This is a genomic window from Vannielia sp. ABF1_015 (genome assembly GCF_056160745.1).
Genome location: NZ_JBSWXT010000001.1, coordinates 611,543 through 626,906 on the forward strand (window position 1 = coordinate 611,543; position 15,364 = coordinate 626,906).

General features: G+C 63.7%; 14 protein-coding genes. 9 read left to right on the forward strand and 5 right to left on the reverse strand.

Annotation, left to right across the window (positions count from 1 at the left end; genetic code table 11):
- The first annotated feature begins 321 nt into the window (after positions 1–321).
- The 3 genes from ACXAG6_RS03110 to ACXAG6_RS03120 are packed head-to-tail and all read left to right on the forward strand — an operon-like array spanning position 322 to position 2,871.
- Positions 322–1,260 (forward strand): ABC transporter substrate-binding protein, encoded by a 939-nt coding sequence (locus ACXAG6_RS03110; protein WP_475337909.1) that lies wholly within the window; start codon positions 322–324, stop codon positions 1,258–1,260.
- Positions 1,261–1,312: 52 nt separating this feature from the next.
- A complete protein-coding gene (locus ACXAG6_RS03115; RefSeq protein WP_140012552.1) occupies positions 1,313–2,107 on the forward strand; it encodes an ABC transporter ATP-binding protein in 795 nt (264 codons plus the stop codon).
- The gene (locus ACXAG6_RS03120) at positions 2,104–2,871 is read left to right on the forward strand and encodes an ABC transporter permease (RefSeq protein ID WP_475334920.1); all 768 of its coding nucleotides are present in this window, start codon (positions 2,104–2,106) and stop codon (positions 2,869–2,871) included. The genes ACXAG6_RS03115 and ACXAG6_RS03120 overlap by 4 nt, the downstream gene beginning before the upstream one ends.
- Before the next feature lie 191 nt (positions 2,872–3,062).
- Here ACXAG6_RS03120 and ACXAG6_RS03125 read toward each other — a convergent pair whose 3' ends face one another.
- The 5 genes from ACXAG6_RS03125 to ACXAG6_RS03145 form a co-directional block, all read right to left on the reverse strand.
- Positions 3,063–3,788 (reverse strand): FadR/GntR family transcriptional regulator, encoded by a 726-nt coding sequence (locus tag ACXAG6_RS03125; protein WP_475334922.1) that lies wholly within the window; start codon positions 3,786–3,788, stop codon positions 3,063–3,065.
- A 7-nt stretch (positions 3,789–3,795) separates the two neighbouring features.
- On the reverse strand, positions 3,796–4,758 hold the full coding sequence (locus ACXAG6_RS03130; RefSeq protein WP_475334924.1) for an ABC transporter ATP-binding protein: 963 nt from the start codon (positions 4,756–4,758) through the stop codon (positions 3,796–3,798).
- Positions 4,755–6,638, reverse strand: a complete 1,884-nt coding sequence (locus tag ACXAG6_RS03135) for a dipeptide/oligopeptide/nickel ABC transporter permease/ATP-binding protein (RefSeq protein ID WP_475334926.1) — start codon at positions 6,636–6,638, stop codon at positions 4,755–4,757. The genes ACXAG6_RS03130 and ACXAG6_RS03135 overlap by 4 nt, the downstream gene beginning before the upstream one ends.
- Positions 6,635–7,582: an ABC transporter permease gene (locus ACXAG6_RS03140; RefSeq protein WP_475334928.1), complete on the reverse strand. Its 948-nt coding sequence runs from the start codon at positions 7,580–7,582 to the stop codon at positions 6,635–6,637. The genes ACXAG6_RS03135 and ACXAG6_RS03140 overlap by 4 nt, the downstream gene beginning before the upstream one ends.
- Before the next feature lie 154 nt (positions 7,583–7,736).
- Positions 7,737–9,305 carry an ABC transporter substrate-binding protein gene (locus ACXAG6_RS03145; RefSeq protein WP_475334930.1) on the reverse strand — a complete coding sequence of 523 codons (1,569 nt, stop codon included), beginning with the start codon at positions 9,303–9,305 and terminating at the stop codon, positions 7,737–7,739.
- Positions 9,306–9,441: 136 nt separating this feature from the next.
- On the opposite strand from ACXAG6_RS03145, the gene ACXAG6_RS03150 reads away from it, so the two are divergent.
- The 6 genes from ACXAG6_RS03150 to ACXAG6_RS03175 all read left to right on the forward strand — a co-directional run bounded on the left by ACXAG6_RS03150 (position 9,442) and on the right by ACXAG6_RS03175 (position 15,363).
- The gene (locus ACXAG6_RS03150) at positions 9,442–10,143 is read left to right on the forward strand and encodes a DUF1028 domain-containing protein (RefSeq protein WP_475334933.1); all 702 of its coding nucleotides are present in this window, start codon (positions 9,442–9,444) and stop codon (positions 10,141–10,143) included.
- Complete coding sequence (locus tag ACXAG6_RS03155) at positions 10,140–11,360, forward strand: M20 family metallo-hydrolase (RefSeq protein WP_475334935.1); 1,221 nt, start codon at positions 10,140–10,142, stop codon at positions 11,358–11,360. The genes ACXAG6_RS03150 and ACXAG6_RS03155 overlap by 4 nt, the downstream gene beginning before the upstream one ends.
- Before the next feature lie 81 nt (positions 11,361–11,441).
- Positions 11,442–12,860 carry a circularly permuted type 2 ATP-grasp protein gene (locus tag ACXAG6_RS03160; RefSeq protein WP_475334938.1) on the forward strand — a complete coding sequence of 473 codons (1,419 nt, stop codon included), beginning with the start codon at positions 11,442–11,444 and terminating at the stop codon, positions 12,858–12,860.
- Between the two features lie 3 nt (positions 12,861–12,863).
- Positions 12,864–13,805 carry an alpha-E domain-containing protein gene (locus tag ACXAG6_RS03165; protein WP_140012568.1) on the forward strand — a complete coding sequence of 314 codons (942 nt, stop codon included), beginning with the start codon at positions 12,864–12,866 and terminating at the stop codon, positions 13,803–13,805.
- 9 nt (positions 13,806–13,814) lie between these two features.
- A complete protein-coding gene (locus ACXAG6_RS03170; RefSeq protein WP_475334942.1) occupies positions 13,815–14,630 on the forward strand; it encodes a transglutaminase family protein in 816 nt (271 codons plus the stop codon).
- 4 nt (positions 14,631–14,634) lie between these two features.
- Entirely contained in the window at positions 14,635–15,363 is a 729-nt protein-coding gene (locus ACXAG6_RS03175) for a proteasome-type protease (protein ID WP_475334944.1), read from the forward strand.
- The last annotated feature ends 1 nt before the right edge of the window (position 15,364 follow it).

Sequence of the window (15,364 nt, forward strand, 5' to 3'; positions counted from 1 at the left end):
CGGATGTCTTAAGGCCCGGTTGAGGATGCCGGCCTGAGGAGGGCCAAACTGCTAAAATGCCAGCTAACGGGCGGATGGCCTTGCTGCCGATTTCAGCGGCACACCCTCAAGAGAATGCCTAAATATTGAGCGGATGCGGCCCCCGTGCTACTCCTACTCCTGCGGCAACTCCCCCCGGGCGCGGTGTCATGCCTAAGTCGGGCCGCTCAACACCTGAAACGGAGGATTTCGCCCGTGTTCATTCGTACCCTTATCGGCGCCGGGGCCATTGCAGCCGCCACGCTCACCGCAGCGCAGGACGCCAAGGGGGAAAGCCACGCCATGACGTTGCCCTTCGCCCTCGACTGGAAGTTTGAAGGCCCCTCGGCGCCCTATTTCGCCGCCATCGACAACGGCCACTTCGAAGAGAATGGCCTCTCCGTCGAGATTACCGCAGGCTCCGGCTCGCTCGATGCGATCCCGAAGGTGGCCACCGGCGCCTTTCCGGTGGGCTTTGCCGATATCAACTCGCTCATCAAGTTTCTCGACCAGAACCCCGGCGCGCCCGTGACGGCGGTGATGATGATCTACGACAAGCCGCCCTTTGCCGTGATCGGGCGCAAGTCGCTCGGCGTTTCCGAACCCAAAGACCTTGAGGGCAAGGTGCTCGGCGCACCGCCGCCCGATGGCGCATGGGCGCAGTTCCCGATCTTTGCCGCCGAGAACGGGCTCGATATGGCCACGATCACGGTGGAGCCCGTAGGCTTCCCGACCCGTGAGCCGATGCTGGCCGAAGGCAATGTGGCCGCGATCACCGGCTTCTCGTTCAGCTCCTACCTGAACCTTGTGCGGCTCGGGATTGAAGAGGACGATATCTCAACAATCTTAATGGCTGATTACGGGGTGGACCTTTACGGGAATGCCATCATCGTCAACACCGAGTGGGCCGCCGAAAACGGCGATGCGCTGAAGGGCTTTTTGGCCGCCGTGGCCGCGGGCTGGAAAGATGCGATTGCCGACCCGGCCGCCGCAACAGCGAGCCTGATGGAGCGCAACCCGGCGGCCGATGCCGCGCTGGAGCAGCGCCGGTTGCAACTTTCGATCGACGCCAATGTGGCGACCGACTACGCGATGGAAAGTGGCTTTGGCACCATCGACGAAAACCGGCTGGCCAGCTCGGTGGAGCAGATCAAAGCCACCTATGAGTTCGTTAACGAGCCTGATGTGTCGCTCTACTTCACCGAAGAGTATCTGCCCGAGGGCGGGTTTGCGCTGAAGTGAATGGAGAGCCTCGTGGCGGTGGGCAGATTGCCCGCCCTACGGGCCGCGCAACATGACGAACCTTATAGAAATCAAGGGCGTGCGCCACGCCTACCAAACCCCAAGCGGGCCGTTGCCGGTGCTGGACGGGTTGGATGTGGCGGTGCCCGAAGGTGGCTTTGTGGCCGTGGTCGGACCGTCGGGCTGTGGCAAGTCCACCCTGACGCGATTGGTCGCGGGGCTGATGAAGCCCGATGAGGGTGAGGTTTGGCTGCATGGCGAGCGGGTGAAGGGGCCACGTGCGACGGTGGGCATGGCCTTCCAGAACCCGGTGCTGCTGGAGTGGCGCTCGATCCTGAAGAACGTGATGCTGCCGCTGGAGATTGTGCCCACCAAGATGGGCCGGAAAGAGCAGGAAGAGCGGGCGCGTTACCTGCTTTCTCTCGTCGGGCTGGAGGGGTTTGAAGACAAGCGGCCCAGTGAGCTTTCGGGCGGGATGCGCCAGCGGGCGAGCCTTTGCCGCGCCCTTGTTCACAAGCCTGAAGTGTTGATTTTGGATGAGCCTTTCGGGGCGCTGGATGCCTTCACCCGGGAAGACCTGTGGCAAACGATGCAGAAGGTGAAAGAGGCGGAGCCCTTCACCGGCGTGCTGATCACCCACGACCTGCGAGAAAGCATTTACCTGGCCGATCAGGTTGTGGTGCTTTCGGGCCGACCGGCGCGGACGCAATACGTGCTGGATGTGCCGGACCGGGGGCATGATATCGAGCAGCTCTATACGCCTGAATCGGCGGAAATGCTGGCCATTCTGCGGCACCAGATCGAGGTGGCGCAAGGGCGGGCTCCGGCTGAGGAGGGCGCGGCATGAGCCCGCGATTGCGCAAGGTGGCGGTGCCCGTGGCGGCTGTTGTCGTCTTCCTCATTCTTTGGGAATTCCTTGTTTGGGCAATGGGTTGGCCGAACTACAAGATGGCGTCGCCATCAGACCTGGTGCCCGCTTACACCCGCTACTGGGAGCTGTTCCTTGTGATGGGTTGGCAGACGCTTTGGCGCACGGTGGTGGGGCTGGTCCTTGCCATCATCGTTGGCGTGGCCATCGGTATGGTCATGGGCTTTTCGCGCGTGATGCGGGAGGCGCTTTACCCCTTGTTGGTGGGCTTCAACGCCATCCCCAAGGCGACTGTGGTGCCTATCGTGGCGCTGATGTTCGTCGGGGCGCATGACTTCAACACGGTGCTCATTGCCTTCATGATCAGCTTCTTCCCGATCGCGGTGAGCATCAGCATCGGGCTGAGCACGCTGGAGCCGGAATATCGTGATATTTTAAGGGCTTTGGGGGCCTCGCAGAGCACGATCTTCTGGAAGATCGCCCTGCCTAAGACGCTGCCGGAGTTCTTTGGCGCACTCAAGGTGGCGGTGACGCTGGCCTTCATCGGAACCAACCTGATGGAGATCGTTTCGCCCCACGGGAGAGGGCTTGGCGCGCTGTTTGATAGCGGCAAGACCAACTCGGATTACCCGCTGATGTTTGCGGTGCTCATTGCCCTCGCGGCGCTCGGAATCCTACTTTATTACATTGTGGTCTGGCTGGAGAGCATCTTTGCCGGTTGGGCGGAGCGCGCGCCGGGGTAACGAACGGGCGTTAACCCCGAAAAGCACGGGGCAACACCCTATGCACAAGTGATGCACATCCTATGCACATGTCGGATGACATAGGCGGGATTAATCAATGGACCGTGCGGTGGGCCTCTGGAGCGGTGGCCGGGAGATCCTTGGATCAAGTTCGAGGATGACAGCGGCGCCGGGGGTCTTGCGGAGATCGGCTACCCTGCCATGAACCTCTGGGCCATGACGGCCTCTTGCCCTTCCATCAACTCCCGCGCGGTGGCCATGTGGTTGGACATGATCGTGCGGGCCTCGTCGGCCTTTCCTTCGCGCAGGGCGGTGACGAGGCGGGACTGGAAATCACGCCCCTTTTGCCAGAGCTCGATATTGGGTGGCGCATAGAGCTCGCGGTAGACTGTGAGGTCGGAGAGGAGAGCGATCATGAAATCGATGCAGAAACTCAGGAGCGGGTTGGGCGACTGGGTGGCGAGGATGGCGTGAAAACGGAGCGAGGCGATGTGCTGCTCGCGCTCCTCTTCGATCGACTTTGATGGCTCGGAATAGGTGGCGATGTTTGCCTCCAGCTCGGTCAGCGCTTCTTCGGACAGGGTGCCTGCCAGTGAGGCGGCAAGCTCGGGCTCCAGCGCCTGACGGAGCTGGTAGATGTCGGCGATGGTGAGATCTTTGAAGTAGAAGTAGTTGCCCAAGAGCGCCCGCGCTCGCTCGCGGCTGACTTCGTGAACAAACACGCCGCCGCCGGGGCCGGTGCGGGTTTTCACGAGGCCCTGCGCCTCGAGTATCCGCATGGCCTCGCGGATGGTGCCCTTGGCCATGCCGAAGCGCTCGATCAGCTCGGCCTCGGCGGGCAGACGATCACCGGATTTCAGGCCGTGCTCGACGACCCAGGACTTGATCGCCTCGGCGACTTGAACAGGGCGGCTCATGCGACCGTCAGAGGGGATGGAAACAGGCGGCAACTTGATTTTCTCCCATGGCCACCAGGGGCGGCTCTTTCTTGCGGCATTCGTCGGTGACCCGCGGGCAGCGCCCTGCAAAGGGGCATCCGGGGGGCGGGTTGAGCGGGTCGGGCAGCTCGGCGGCGGCGCTTTCGGGCGCGGTGAGCGGGCGGCCCACCACCGGGGCGGAACTGGCGAGCAGCTTTGTATAGGGGTGTTTGGGCGTGCGGAAGACATCTTCGGCGCGGCCAATCTCCACCACCGAGCCGAAGTAGAGAACCATGATCCTGTCGGAGACAGCCTCCACGACGGCGAGGTCATGGCTGATGAAGAGGTAGGTGAGGCCGAACTCGGCCTTGAGGCGCGCCATCAGGTTGAGGACTTGGGCCTGCACAGAGACGTCGAGCGCCGAGACCGGCTCGTCGAGAATGATGATCTCGGGGGAGGCGGCGAGGGCGCGGGCGATGCCGATGCGCTGGGCCTGACCGCCGGAAAACTCGTGCGGGTAGCGGGTGAGGAACTCCTCGCGCAGGTTCACCGAGGCGAAAATTTCGGAGATGCGAGCGTCGCGCTGGGGCTTGTCCATGCCGTGGAGCAGCTTGAGGGGGGCTTCCATGATCTGGCGGATGGTTTTGCGCGGGTTTAGTGACGATATCGGGTCTTGGAACATGTACTGGATGAGCCGGCCGAAGGCGGCCGGGTCGGCGTTGTCGAGCGCCTTTCCGGCGATTTCGATGGTGCCGGTGGTGGGCTCCAGCAGGCCGACGAGCATGCGGGCGAAGGTGGACTTGCCGCAGCCACTCTCGCCGACGATGCCGAGGGTCTCCCCCTCGGGCACCTCGAAGGACACGGGGCGCACGGCGCGGACCCCGGCCTTTGGCTTGGAGAAGAGGCCGCCGCCGATGGGGAAGGTCTTGGAGAGGTCTGAAACCTTGAGGGCGAGTTTTTGCGTGGTCATGCCAGCACCTCCTCGGGATGGATGCAGCGGACGGTGCGCTTTTCGCTCCCTTCCAGCGGGATGTAGCCGACCTTGCACTCTGGCTTGCACTTGTCGCAGCGGGCGGCGAAGTGGCAGCCGGGGGGCAGGTCATTCACCACAGGGGGCAGGCCGGGGATGGCCGCCAGCTCGCGCCGCCCGCCGCCAAGCTCGGGCACGCAGGCGATGAGGCGCTTGGTGTAGGGGTGGGCGGGCGCATCAAGCACCGATTGGGTTGGCCCCTCCTCGACGATCCGGCCCGCATACATGACCGCGACCCGGTCGCAGAGTTGGGCCACCACGCCGAAGTCGTGGGTGATGAAGATGATCGCCAGACCGCGCTCGCGGCGCAGATCGTTCAGCAGAGAGAGGATTTGGGCCTGAACAGTCACGTCCAGCGCGGTTGTCGGCTCGTCGGCGATGATGATGTCGGGCTCGTTGGCGAGCGACATGGCGATGCCGACGCGCTGGCGCATGCCCCCCGACATCTCGTGCGGGTAGTTGCTGAGCCGGGACTCGGGGTTGGGGATGCGGACCTGCTTCATCAGTTCCAGCGCGCGGGCGCGGGCGGCGGATTTGCTCACCCGGCTATCGTGCACGCGGATTGCCTCGGCCAGTTGATCGCCCACGGTGTAGAGCGGGTGCAGGGTGCTGAGCGGGTCTTGGAAGATATAGGCGATGCGGTTGCCGCGCACCGAGCGGAGTTGCTCGTAATTGGCGGAGAGCAGATCCTGCCCGTCGAGCCGCACCGCGCCGCCGGTGATGACGCCGGGGGGCGAGGCGACGAGGCCGGTGACGGAGAGGGCGGTGACGCTTTTGCCGGAGCCGGATTCACCGATGACGCCGAGACATTCACCCGGTTTGACGGAGAGGGAGACCTTGCCGACCGCCTCGTAGACCCGGTCGCCGACGTGAAACTGGGTTTCCAGCTCCTGAATGTCGAGCAGGGGGGCGTTGTCGCCGGTGTTTTCGGCGGGGACGGCGCGGTTCTTGGCGACGTTAGTGACCGGGAGCGGGCGCGAGAGGGCGCCGGAGCGGAGGCGTGGATCGAGTGCGTCGCGCACGCCATCGCCCAGCAGGTTCACCGACATGACGATCAGGAAGATCATGATGCCGGGGATGATCGAGGTGTGCGGATTGGTGGTGAAGGCGGCGCGGGCCTGGCCGAGCATGGAGCCGAGGTCTGAGTCCGGCGGCTGGGAGCCGAGGCCGAGGAAGGAGAGGCCTGCCGTCTCCAAGATCATCCAGCCGACGGTGGTGGACATGGCGATGACGATGACCGGCAGCACGTTGGGCAGCACCTCGGTGAGGATGATGCGGATGTGGCCCTTGCCCGCCAGCCGCGCCGCATCGACGAATTCGCGATGGGCGAGGCCCACGGTGATGCCGCGGATGTTGCGGGCGAAGAAGGGGATGTTGACGGCGGCGACGGCGATCAGCGCGTTGATGAGGCCGGTGCCAAGTGCGGCAACGATGGCCAGCGCGAGGAGGATGTAGGGGAAGGCCATCAGCATGTCGATCAGGCGCATCAGGATGTTATCCGTGCGGCCGCCGAAGTAGCCCGAGATTATGCCGATGGCGGAGCCGAAGAAGGCGGCGAGGAAGGCGGCGACGGCGCCGACCATCAGCGAGGTGCGGGTGCCGTAGAGCAGGCGCGAAAGCTGGTCGCGGCCGAGGTGGTCTGCGCCAAGGAGGTAGCCCTCGGAGAAGGGCGGCGCGAATCGGTCGGCGGTGTTGGTTATGTTGGGGTCCTGCAGGGGCAGGATGGGGGTGAGGATGGCCAGCAGAACGATGATGGAGAGCACCACGGCGCCCATGGCGGCGAGTCGGTTGCGGAAGAGCAGCTTGAGGAAGGCACTCATGATTTGATCCTCGGGTCGAGCAGGGCTTGGGCGACGTCGACGATGATGTTGAAGAGCACGTAGCAGGCCGCCACGACCACGACGCCGCCCTGCACCAGCAGCACGTCGCGCTGGGAGATGGCGTTGACCAGCATCTGACCGATGCCGGGCCAGTCGAAGACCATCTCGATATAAACCGCGCCGGACACCACGAACCCGGCCTGGATACCGAGCACCGGGATGATCGAGACCATGGCGGCCTTGAGGGCGTGGCCCATGATGACGCGGCGCTCGCCAACCCCCTTGGCGCGGGCGGTGCGGATATAGTCCTGCCGCAGCACTTCGAGCATGGCCGAGCGGGAAAGGCGGGCGATGACGCCTGTTGCCACCACCGCAAGCGCGGAGGCGGGCAGGACGAGGTGGTTGGCGAGGTCGGCCAGGCCGCCCCCGCCGTAGATGAGATACATGCCCGAGACCGGGAACATACGCAGCTTGAGGGCGAAGAGGATGATGAGGATCATGCCCAGAAAGAAGCTGGGGATGGAGATGCCGATGAGGACGGTGAAGGTGATCAACTTATCCGCCAGACCATACTGACGGGCCGCCGAGACGACGCCGGCGAGGATGCCGAGCACAGAGCAGAGCACGAAGGCGACACCGGCGAGGATGAGGGTGTTGCCGAAACGGCCGAGCACCTCGTCGATCACCGGTTTGTTCTGCGAATAGCTTCGGCCGAAATCGCCAGTGAGCATATTGCCGAGCCAGATGAAGTAGCGCTGCACCAGCGGCTTATCGAGGCCGAGATCGGCGTTGAGTTTGGCAACGTTCTCGGGCGTTGCGTAAGAGCCGAGGATGGCGAGGGCCGGATCGCCGGGGATCATGGCCATGATGAAGAAAACGAGGACGGAGACGCCGATGAGCACCGGGATCGCGGCGGCGAGGCGTTTGAGGATGTAGCTGCCCATGACGGGGGTCTCCTGTCTGGCTGGGTCGCGCTTGTCCGTCCTTCGAGACGTTCTCGCGGCGGCGGCTGGCGGTTGCGGCAGGCTGTAGGCGGTGAACAGCTTCCGCAAAGGTGCTCTCCGGCCCGAAGGCCGGAGAGCGAACTGTGATAACTCGCTACTTCTTCACTACCTTTTCAAGCTGGAGCAAGAACGAGGGCTCCAGCGAGAAGTTCTCGACGCGGTTGTTTGTGACCGCGTTCTGTTTCCAGTTGGCGATGAAGGCCCAAGGCGCATCATCCTGCACGATCTCCTGCATCTCCTTGTAGAGCGCTGCGCGCTCTTCCTGATCAATTGCCGTGCGGGCGGATTCCAGCAGCTCGTCCACCTTGGGGTTGGAGTAGTAGCCGGAGTTGAAGCCGCCGTTCTCGGGCCACGCGTCGGTGCGCAGGGCGAGGTAAGGCAGGGTGTCGGGGTCATTCGTCATCCAGGCCATTTCGGCCATGTCTGCCTTGCCCTCGAGCCCCGGGTTCACGTTGCCCAAGAAAGTGTTCCACTCGTAGGTTTCGATCTTCACGTCGAGGCCCACGGCGGCGAGGTCGGCCTGAATCGCGGTGCCCATGGCGACCGGATCGAGCATGCCGGAGCCGCCTTCGGTGACATAGAAGGTGAGCGAGGCGCCTTCGGCCCCGGCTTCGGCCAGCAGGGCCTTGGCCTTTTCAGGGTCGTAGGGGTAGGGCGAAAGCGCGTCGTTATAGGCCCATGCGAAGGCCGGGGGCGTGGGGCCGGCGGCGACTTCGGCGGTGCCTTCGAGCACGTCGTTGACGATGGCTTCCTTGTTGATCGCGTAGTTCACCGCCTGACGGACCTTCTTGTCGGCCAGCGGGCCTTCCTTGGCGTTCAGGATCAGGAACCAGACGTGGGGGCCTGCTTGCTCGACCACGTTGAACTCATTGCCCTGAAACTGGCTGAGCGCGGTTGGGGGCACTTCGACCATCATGTCGATGCCGCCTGCGATCATCTCGGCGACGCGGGTGTTGGCGTCTTCGATCGGGCGGAAGACCACGGCCTGCGCGCCTGCGGGCTCGCCCCAGTAGTCCTCATACTTGTCGATCACCACGGCCTCGTTGGCGCGCCATTCGACGAACTTGAACGGGCCGGTGCCCACGGGCGCGCGGCCAAAGTCGGCGCCGCCCGCCTCGACGGCGGCGGGGGAGACCATGAGGCCGGTGGGGTAGGCGAGGTTGCTGAGAAACGGCGCATAGGGCGCGGAGAGCTTGAACTTGACGGTGGTGTCATCAACCGCGGTCGTCTCTTCAACCGAAGAGAAGAAGAAGGCCAGCGGGAAGGGGCCGGTGTTGTGGAAGGGGTGATCCTCGTTCAGCATTCGGTCGAAGTTGAACTTGACCGCCTCGGCGTTGAACGGCGTGCCATCGTGGAAGGTGACGTCTTCGCGCAGCTTGAAGGTATATTCGGTGCCGTCCTCCGACACTTCCCAGCTTTCGGCCAGACCGGGTGCAACTTCGAGCGTGCCGGGTTTGTAGCGGGTGAGCCCCTCGTAGAGGTTCACGAGGATGCGGAAATCGTTCACCGCGGTCACCGCTGCCGGGTCGAGTGACTTGGGCTCGGCCACCTGACCGACGATCAGCACGCCTTCGGGGGTTTGCGCCGTTGCGGCCATCGGGGCCAGCGCAATCGCGGCACCGGCGGCGATCACGGCACGGCGTGTCCAGTTGAAGAGGGTCATTGGAGCATCTCCCTGTGGTTTTTTGTGCGGCCTGTCCCTTGCGGGCAGCCGGGTGTTCGTGTGAGGAATTAATCATGATAAATTTGACAGGTCAATTTATCATGATAAATTTATTTGCGGAGAGTAAAGGAGCCGCATGACATTCTCAATTCTTGTGCATGACGCCCAAACAAACGCCATTGCCGGTGCGGCAGCGACTGGGAGTCTGTGTGTAGGCGGCTGGGTGCTGCGGGGGCGATGGGGCGCGGGCATGAGCGCGAGTCAGGGGGCGGCCCCCTCGACGCTTTGGGGCGAGCAGGTGCTGGACGAGATGGAAGGCGGTGCGGGTGCAGGCCTTGCGTTGAACAGGGTGACGGCCCCTGACGCCGGGCGCGACTGGCGCCAGCTTGCGGCCTTGGACATGTCTGGCGCGGCGGCTTGCTTTACCGGCACGAAGAACACCGCACTCACGGCTTCGCATGTGTTCAAGGGTGGGGTTGCCTCGGGTAATATGCTGGGGAGCCGGACGGTGCCGGAGGCGATGGCGCGCCGCTACATGGAGGCGGAAGGCAGCTTGCCGGAGCGTTTGATTGCAGCGCTTTGGGCGGCTGCGCGGGACGGCAGCGACAAGCGGGGGCTGCTCTCGGCGGCGCTCCTTGTGCTGCGCCCCGATGCGGCGCCGCTGACGCTGAGGATTGACCATTCGGAACAGCCCTTGGAGGCCCTTGGAGACCTGTTGCAGCGGGCGACCACGGGCGATTATGGCGATTGGGCGCGGCAGGTGCCCACGCTCGCAAAGCCCGAGCGGGTCTTGGATGAAGGGCTGGTGGGCACCTTGGTGCCGGAGCCCGAGGAGTGACCGACTGGGGCGCACGCGCGGCAGACCATCTGGAGGCGCTGGCCGGGTTCAGCGCGCCGGGGCCGGGCGTGACGCGGCTGCCCTATGGCCCGGAGCATCGCGCTGCGGTGGGCTACTTGACGGATATGATGGAGGGGGCCGGGCTTTCGGTGCATCTCGACGCGGCGGCCACGTTGGTGGGCCGGGCAGAGGGCGGCGGGGCGGGCACCTTCTACATGGGTAGCCATCAGGACAGCGTGCCAGAAGGCGGTGCGTTTGACGGGATTGCGGGCGTGGTGCTGCCGGTGCTGGCGATGCAGATGCTGGCCGAAGAGGGCGTGCAACTGCCGTTTGCGGTGGAGGTGCTGGGCTTTGCCGACGAAGAGGGTGTGCGCTTTCCGACGGCGCTGGTCGGCAGCCGGGCGGTGGCGGGCACGGTGGATATGACCGTGCTCGACATGGAAGACCGCGACGGGGTGAGCCTGCGGGCGGCGCTGGAGGGGTTTGGCTGCGATCCGGCAACCATTCCCGCCATTGGGCGAAAAGGAAACCGGGCGCTGGGGTATCTTGAGGCGCATATCGAGCAGGGGCCGGTGTTGGAGGCCGAGGGCGAGGCGCTGGGCGTTGTGACCGGGATCTGCGGGATCGAGCGCCATACGCTGCGTTTTGTCGGCGAAACCGGACATGCGGGCACGGTGCCGATGGCGGCGCGCAAGGATGCGCTGGTGGGTGCGGCGCGGGTGATTACCGAGGTTGACCGGCTGGCGCGGGCCAAGCCGGGGATTCGGGCCACGGTGGGGCAAGTGGATGTGCGCCCGGGCGCAGTGAACGCGGTGCCCGGTGAGGTGCGCCTGCCGGTGGAGTTGCGCAGCGAGGATGACGCGGCCCGCGATGAGGCGGGCGCAGAAATTCAGGCCTTTGCCCGGCGCGTGGCCGATGAGATGGGCTTGGAGCTGGAGGCGCGGCGCACCTATGCCCAGCCCGCCGCGCCCTGCGATCCGGCGTTGAGGGGCGCGTTGGTGCAGGCGGTGCAAGCAGGCGGTGGCAGGGGGCTGGAACTGACATCTGGTGCCACTCATGATGCCAGCGCGATGGCCGACCTTTGCCCAATTTCTATGCTATTCATCCGCTGCCGGGGCGGGGTGAGCCACCGGCCTGACGAATACGCAAGCCCAGCAGACCTTGGCGCGGCGGTTCATGCGATTGCGGAGACGCTCCGGCGGCTGGCCGACGCCTAAAAAGCGGGCAAGTTCCGCGTGTAAGCGCCGTGTTTGTCATTTCACTTTGTAATGTCGGCTATGACGTGGATAATCGAAGCAATGACAAAAACGTTTGACGAGATGTGGGGGAGGGAGGATTCGCTAAGAGCGCCCTACTCCCAATTTGGACAATGGTTTGAAGGGGAAGACCCGGCCCGGCTGCGCGCAAAGCAGCGTGAGGCCGAGGAGGTTTTTCGGCTTACGGGCATCACCTTCAACGTCTATGGGCAGGCGGCGGCGGAGGAGCGGCTTATTCCGTTCGACATCGTGCCGCGCATCATCAGTGGTAATGAATGGAAGAAGCTGACCCGTGGCATCGAGCAACGGGTGCGCGCCATCAATGCCTTCCTGCATGACATCTACCACCGCCAGGAGATTGTCCGCGCCGGGCGGCTGCCTGTGGAGATGATCAAGAACAACGAGGCTTATCTGCCCGAGATGATCGGCGTCACGCCGCCGGGCGGGGTGTATACCCATATCGTAGGCATCGACCTTGTGCGCACCGGCGACGATGACTTTTTCGTGCTGGAAGACAACGCGCGCACGCCGAGCGGTGTGAGCTACATGCTCGAAAACCGCGAGACGATGTACAAGATGTTCCCCGAGCTCTTCGGCAAGACGAAGGTGCGGCCGGTGAGCCAGTATCCGCGTTCGTTGCTGCGCTCGCTTTCGGCCTGCGCCCCGGCCTGCGCCGAGGGCAACCCGACCGTCGCGGTGCTGACTCCGGGCAGCTACAACTCGGCCTATTTCGAGCATGCCTTTTTGGCCGACCAGATGGGCGTGGAGCTGGTGGAAGGCTCTGACCTGCGGGTGGTTGATGGGCGCGTGGCCATGCGCACGACCCAGGGCTACAAGCCGATTGACGTGATCTACCGCCGCATCGACGACGACTATATCGACCCGCTCACCTTCAACCCCGAGAGCGCGCTGGGCGTGCCGGGGATCATGGATGTTTATCGCGCGGGCAACCTCGCCATCGCCAACGCCCCGGGCACCGGCATTGCCGATGACAAGGCGATCTACAGCTACATGCCGGAGATCGTTGAGTTTTACACCGGCGAGAAGGCGATATTGCAGAACGTGCCGACATGGCGCTGCAATGACCCGGAAAGCCTGAAATACGTGCTCGACAATCTTTCAGAGCTTGTCGTCAAGGAAGTGCATGGATCGGGCGGCTACGGGATGCTGATTGGCCCGACCGCCAGCAAGAAAGAGATTGCCGAGTTCCGCAAGAAGCTGGAGTCGCGGCCGGGCAACTACATTGCCCAACCGACGCTCAGCCTCTCGACGGTGCCGATCATGACCAAGGCGGGCCTTGCCCCGCGCCACGTGGACTTGCGGCCGTTTGTGCTGGTCAGCCCGGAAGGTGTGAACATCACCCCGGGCGGTCTGACGCGGGTGGCGCTGAAGAAGGGGAGCCTTGTCGTCAATTCCAGCCAGGGCGGAGGCACCAAGGACACCTGGGTGCTGGAGGACTAGGCCATGCTAGGAAAAACGGCAGGCGGCCTGTTCTGGATGTACCGCTACCTTGAGCGGGCAGAGAACATCACCCGCATCGTGGAGACCGGCCAGCGCATTGCCTTGACCCGGAATCAGGAAAACGGCGACGAATGGGCCTCGGTCCTGCAGACGGCCTCGGTGGATCTTGGCTACTTCGAGAAGCATGACGAGCTGTCGAAGGATGCGGTGATCGACTGGATGCTGCGCGACAAGGAAAACCCCTCGTCGGTGATGAGTTCGGTGGAATCGGCGCGCAACAATGCCCGGCAGGTGCGCACCGCCCTGACCCATGAGGTTTGGGAGGCGATGAACCTGTGCTGGATGCGGCTCAAGGAGGTGCTCAAGCGCAAGGTCAACGAGCGGGATCTGCCGCATGTGCTGGGCCTGATCCGGCAGCGCACCGCGCTTGTGCGCGGCGCCACCCACGGCACGCTGCTGCGCAATGACATTTACGACTTTGCCCGGATCGGCACCTTTCTGGAGCGCGCTGACAACACCGGGCGCATTCTCGACGTCAAATACTACGTGCTTCTCCCCTCGGCTGCCGCGGTTGGCTCGCGGCTCGACAATGTGCAGTGGGAGACCATTCTGCGCTCGGTCAGCGGGGAAAGCGGCATTCGGATGGTCTATGGCCACAACCCGACGCCGCGCGACATTGCGGCCTTTCTCATCCTCGACGGGCGCATGCCGCGCAGTCTCTACTTTTGCGCCAAGAAGTTGCAGGACAACCTCGGCTATCTCGCGCATGACTACGGCAGCACCGCCACCAGCCATGACCTTGCCGTTCAGCTCGGAAAGAAGCTGAAGGAAAAGTCCATCGACGAGATCTTCGACGGGGGGTTGCATGAGCACATACAGGAGACCCTCGTTGCCCTGGGCGACCTCAGCCGTCAGATTGAAGTGGATTATCGGTTTTATGAATAGGCCGGACAGATGCGCCTGAAGATCTCCCACGAAACCCGCTACAGCTTTTCGGAGCCTGTGCGCTACGGGCTGCAACAGATGCGGAAGTCGCCGAAATCCTACCGAAACCAATCGGTTTTGAGTTGGGAGACCAGCGTTATTGGCGGAGAGAAGCAGCTGCAATACGAGGATCAGCACCGCAACACGGTTGAGCTGATCAGCATCACGCCGGGCGAAACCGAGCTTTTGCTGCGCAGCGAAGGCGAGGTGGAGGTGGCGGACAACAACGGTGTGATCGGCCAGCATGAGGGCATGACGCCGCTTTGGCTGTTTGACCGGCAGACCCCGCAGACCAAGCCCGGCCCCAAGGTGAGGGAGCTGGCACGTTCTCTTGGCGACCGCGAGGGCCTTGACCAGCTTCATGCGCTGATGGAGGCGGTGGGCAAGGCCGTGGAATATCAGGCCGGCTCATCGGAACCGGATTGGACGGCGGAGAAGGCGCTGGAGGTCGGCAAGGGCGTTTGCGCGGATCAGGCGCATGTATTCATTTCCGCCGCCCGCCATCTGGGATACCCGGCGCGCTATGTTTCGGGCTATCTGATGCTCGACGACACGGTGAGCCAGACCGCGATGCACGGCTGGGCCGAGGTGCATGTGGACGCCCTTGGCTGGGTTGGCTTTGATGCCTCGAACAACATGTCGCCCGATACACGCTACGTTCGTGTTGCAACAGGGCTGGACTATACCGGTGCCGCCCCGGTAACTGGTACGCGCACAGGCGGCGAAGAGGAGTCACTTTCCGTTGCCATAGAAGTTGCGCAACAGATGAGCCAGAGCCAAGAATAGCACCATGACCTATTGCGTCGGAATGAAGCTCGATCGCGGGCTCGTCTTCATGTCTGACACGCGCACGAATGCGGGTGTCGATAACATCAGCGTTTTCAAGAAGATGCATTCGTGGGAGGTGCCGGGCGAACGGGTGATCACCCTGATGAGCGCGGGCAATCTGGCCACCACGCAGGCGGTGGTTTCGATCCTTGAAGAGCGCACCAAGGCCCCCGGAGAGCGCAGCCCCTCGCTGTTGGAAGCGCCCAGCATGTTTCAGGTTGCCCGGATGATTGCCAAGGTTCTGAAGGATGTGATTGCCGAGCATGAGCAGGCCGGGCAGCAGGCGAGTGCTTTTGGGGCAACGCTTATTCTGGGCGGGCAGATTGCGGACTCCGCGCCGCGGCTGTTCCTGATCTACCCGGAAGGCAACTTCATCGAGGCGGGGGATGACACGCCGTTCTTCCAGATCGGTGAAACCAAGTATGGCCGCCCGATCCTTGTACGGGCCTACCGCCCGGAGATGAGCTTTGCCGAGGCGGTGAAGCTGCTGATGGTGAGCTTTGACTCGACGGTGAAGGCCAACCTGACCGTGGGCCTGCCGCTGGATTTGCAGTTCTACGAAGAGGGTAGCCTGACGCTGGGCTATCAGAACCGCATTGAGGCGAACGACGAGAATTTTCAGCGCATCAGCAACGGCTGGGGCGAGGCGCTGACGCAGGCGCTCGACAGCTTGCCGGATATCGAGATCTGAC

Bases quoted from the DNA above. Each gene is read 5' to 3' on its own strand.
- ACXAG6_RS03160 (WP_475334938.1), top strand. From the start codon at position 11,442: ATGACAAAAACGTTTGACGAGATGTGGGGGAGGGAGGATTCGCTAAGA.
- ACXAG6_RS03120 (WP_475334920.1), top strand. From the start codon at position 2,104: ATGAGCCCGCGATTGCGCAAGGTGGCGGTGCCCGTGGCGGCTGTTGTC.
- ACXAG6_RS03170 (WP_475334942.1), top strand. From the start codon at position 13,815: ATGCGCCTGAAGATCTCCCACGAAACCCGCTACAGCTTTTCGGAGCCT.
- ACXAG6_RS03165 (WP_140012568.1), top strand. From the start codon at position 12,864: ATGCTAGGAAAAACGGCAGGCGGCCTGTTCTGGATGTACCGCTACCTT.
- ACXAG6_RS03115 (WP_140012552.1), top strand. From the start codon at position 1,313: ATGACGAACCTTATAGAAATCAAGGGCGTGCGCCACGCCTACCAAACC.
- ACXAG6_RS03135 (WP_475334926.1), bottom strand. From the start codon at position 6,638: ATGAGTGCCTTCCTCAAGCTGCTCTTCCGCAACCGACTCGCCGCCATG.
- ACXAG6_RS03150 (WP_475334933.1), top strand. From the start codon at position 9,442: ATGACATTCTCAATTCTTGTGCATGACGCCCAAACAAACGCCATTGCC.
- ACXAG6_RS03175 (WP_475334944.1), top strand. From the start codon at position 14,635: ATGACCTATTGCGTCGGAATGAAGCTCGATCGCGGGCTCGTCTTCATG.
- ACXAG6_RS03145 (WP_475334930.1), bottom strand. From the start codon at position 9,305: ATGACCCTCTTCAACTGGACACGCCGTGCCGTGATCGCCGCCGGTGCC.
- ACXAG6_RS03125 (WP_475334922.1), bottom strand. From the start codon at position 3,788: ATGAGCCGCCCTGTTCAAGTCGCCGAGGCGATCAAGTCCTGGGTCGTC.
- ACXAG6_RS03140 (WP_475334928.1), bottom strand. From the start codon at position 7,582: ATGGGCAGCTACATCCTCAAACGCCTCGCCGCCGCGATCCCGGTGCTC.
- ACXAG6_RS03110 (WP_475337909.1), top strand. From the start codon at position 322: ATGACGTTGCCCTTCGCCCTCGACTGGAAGTTTGAAGGCCCCTCGGCG.
- ACXAG6_RS03130 (WP_475334924.1), bottom strand. From the start codon at position 4,758: ATGACCACGCAAAAACTCGCCCTCAAGGTTTCAGACCTCTCCAAGACC.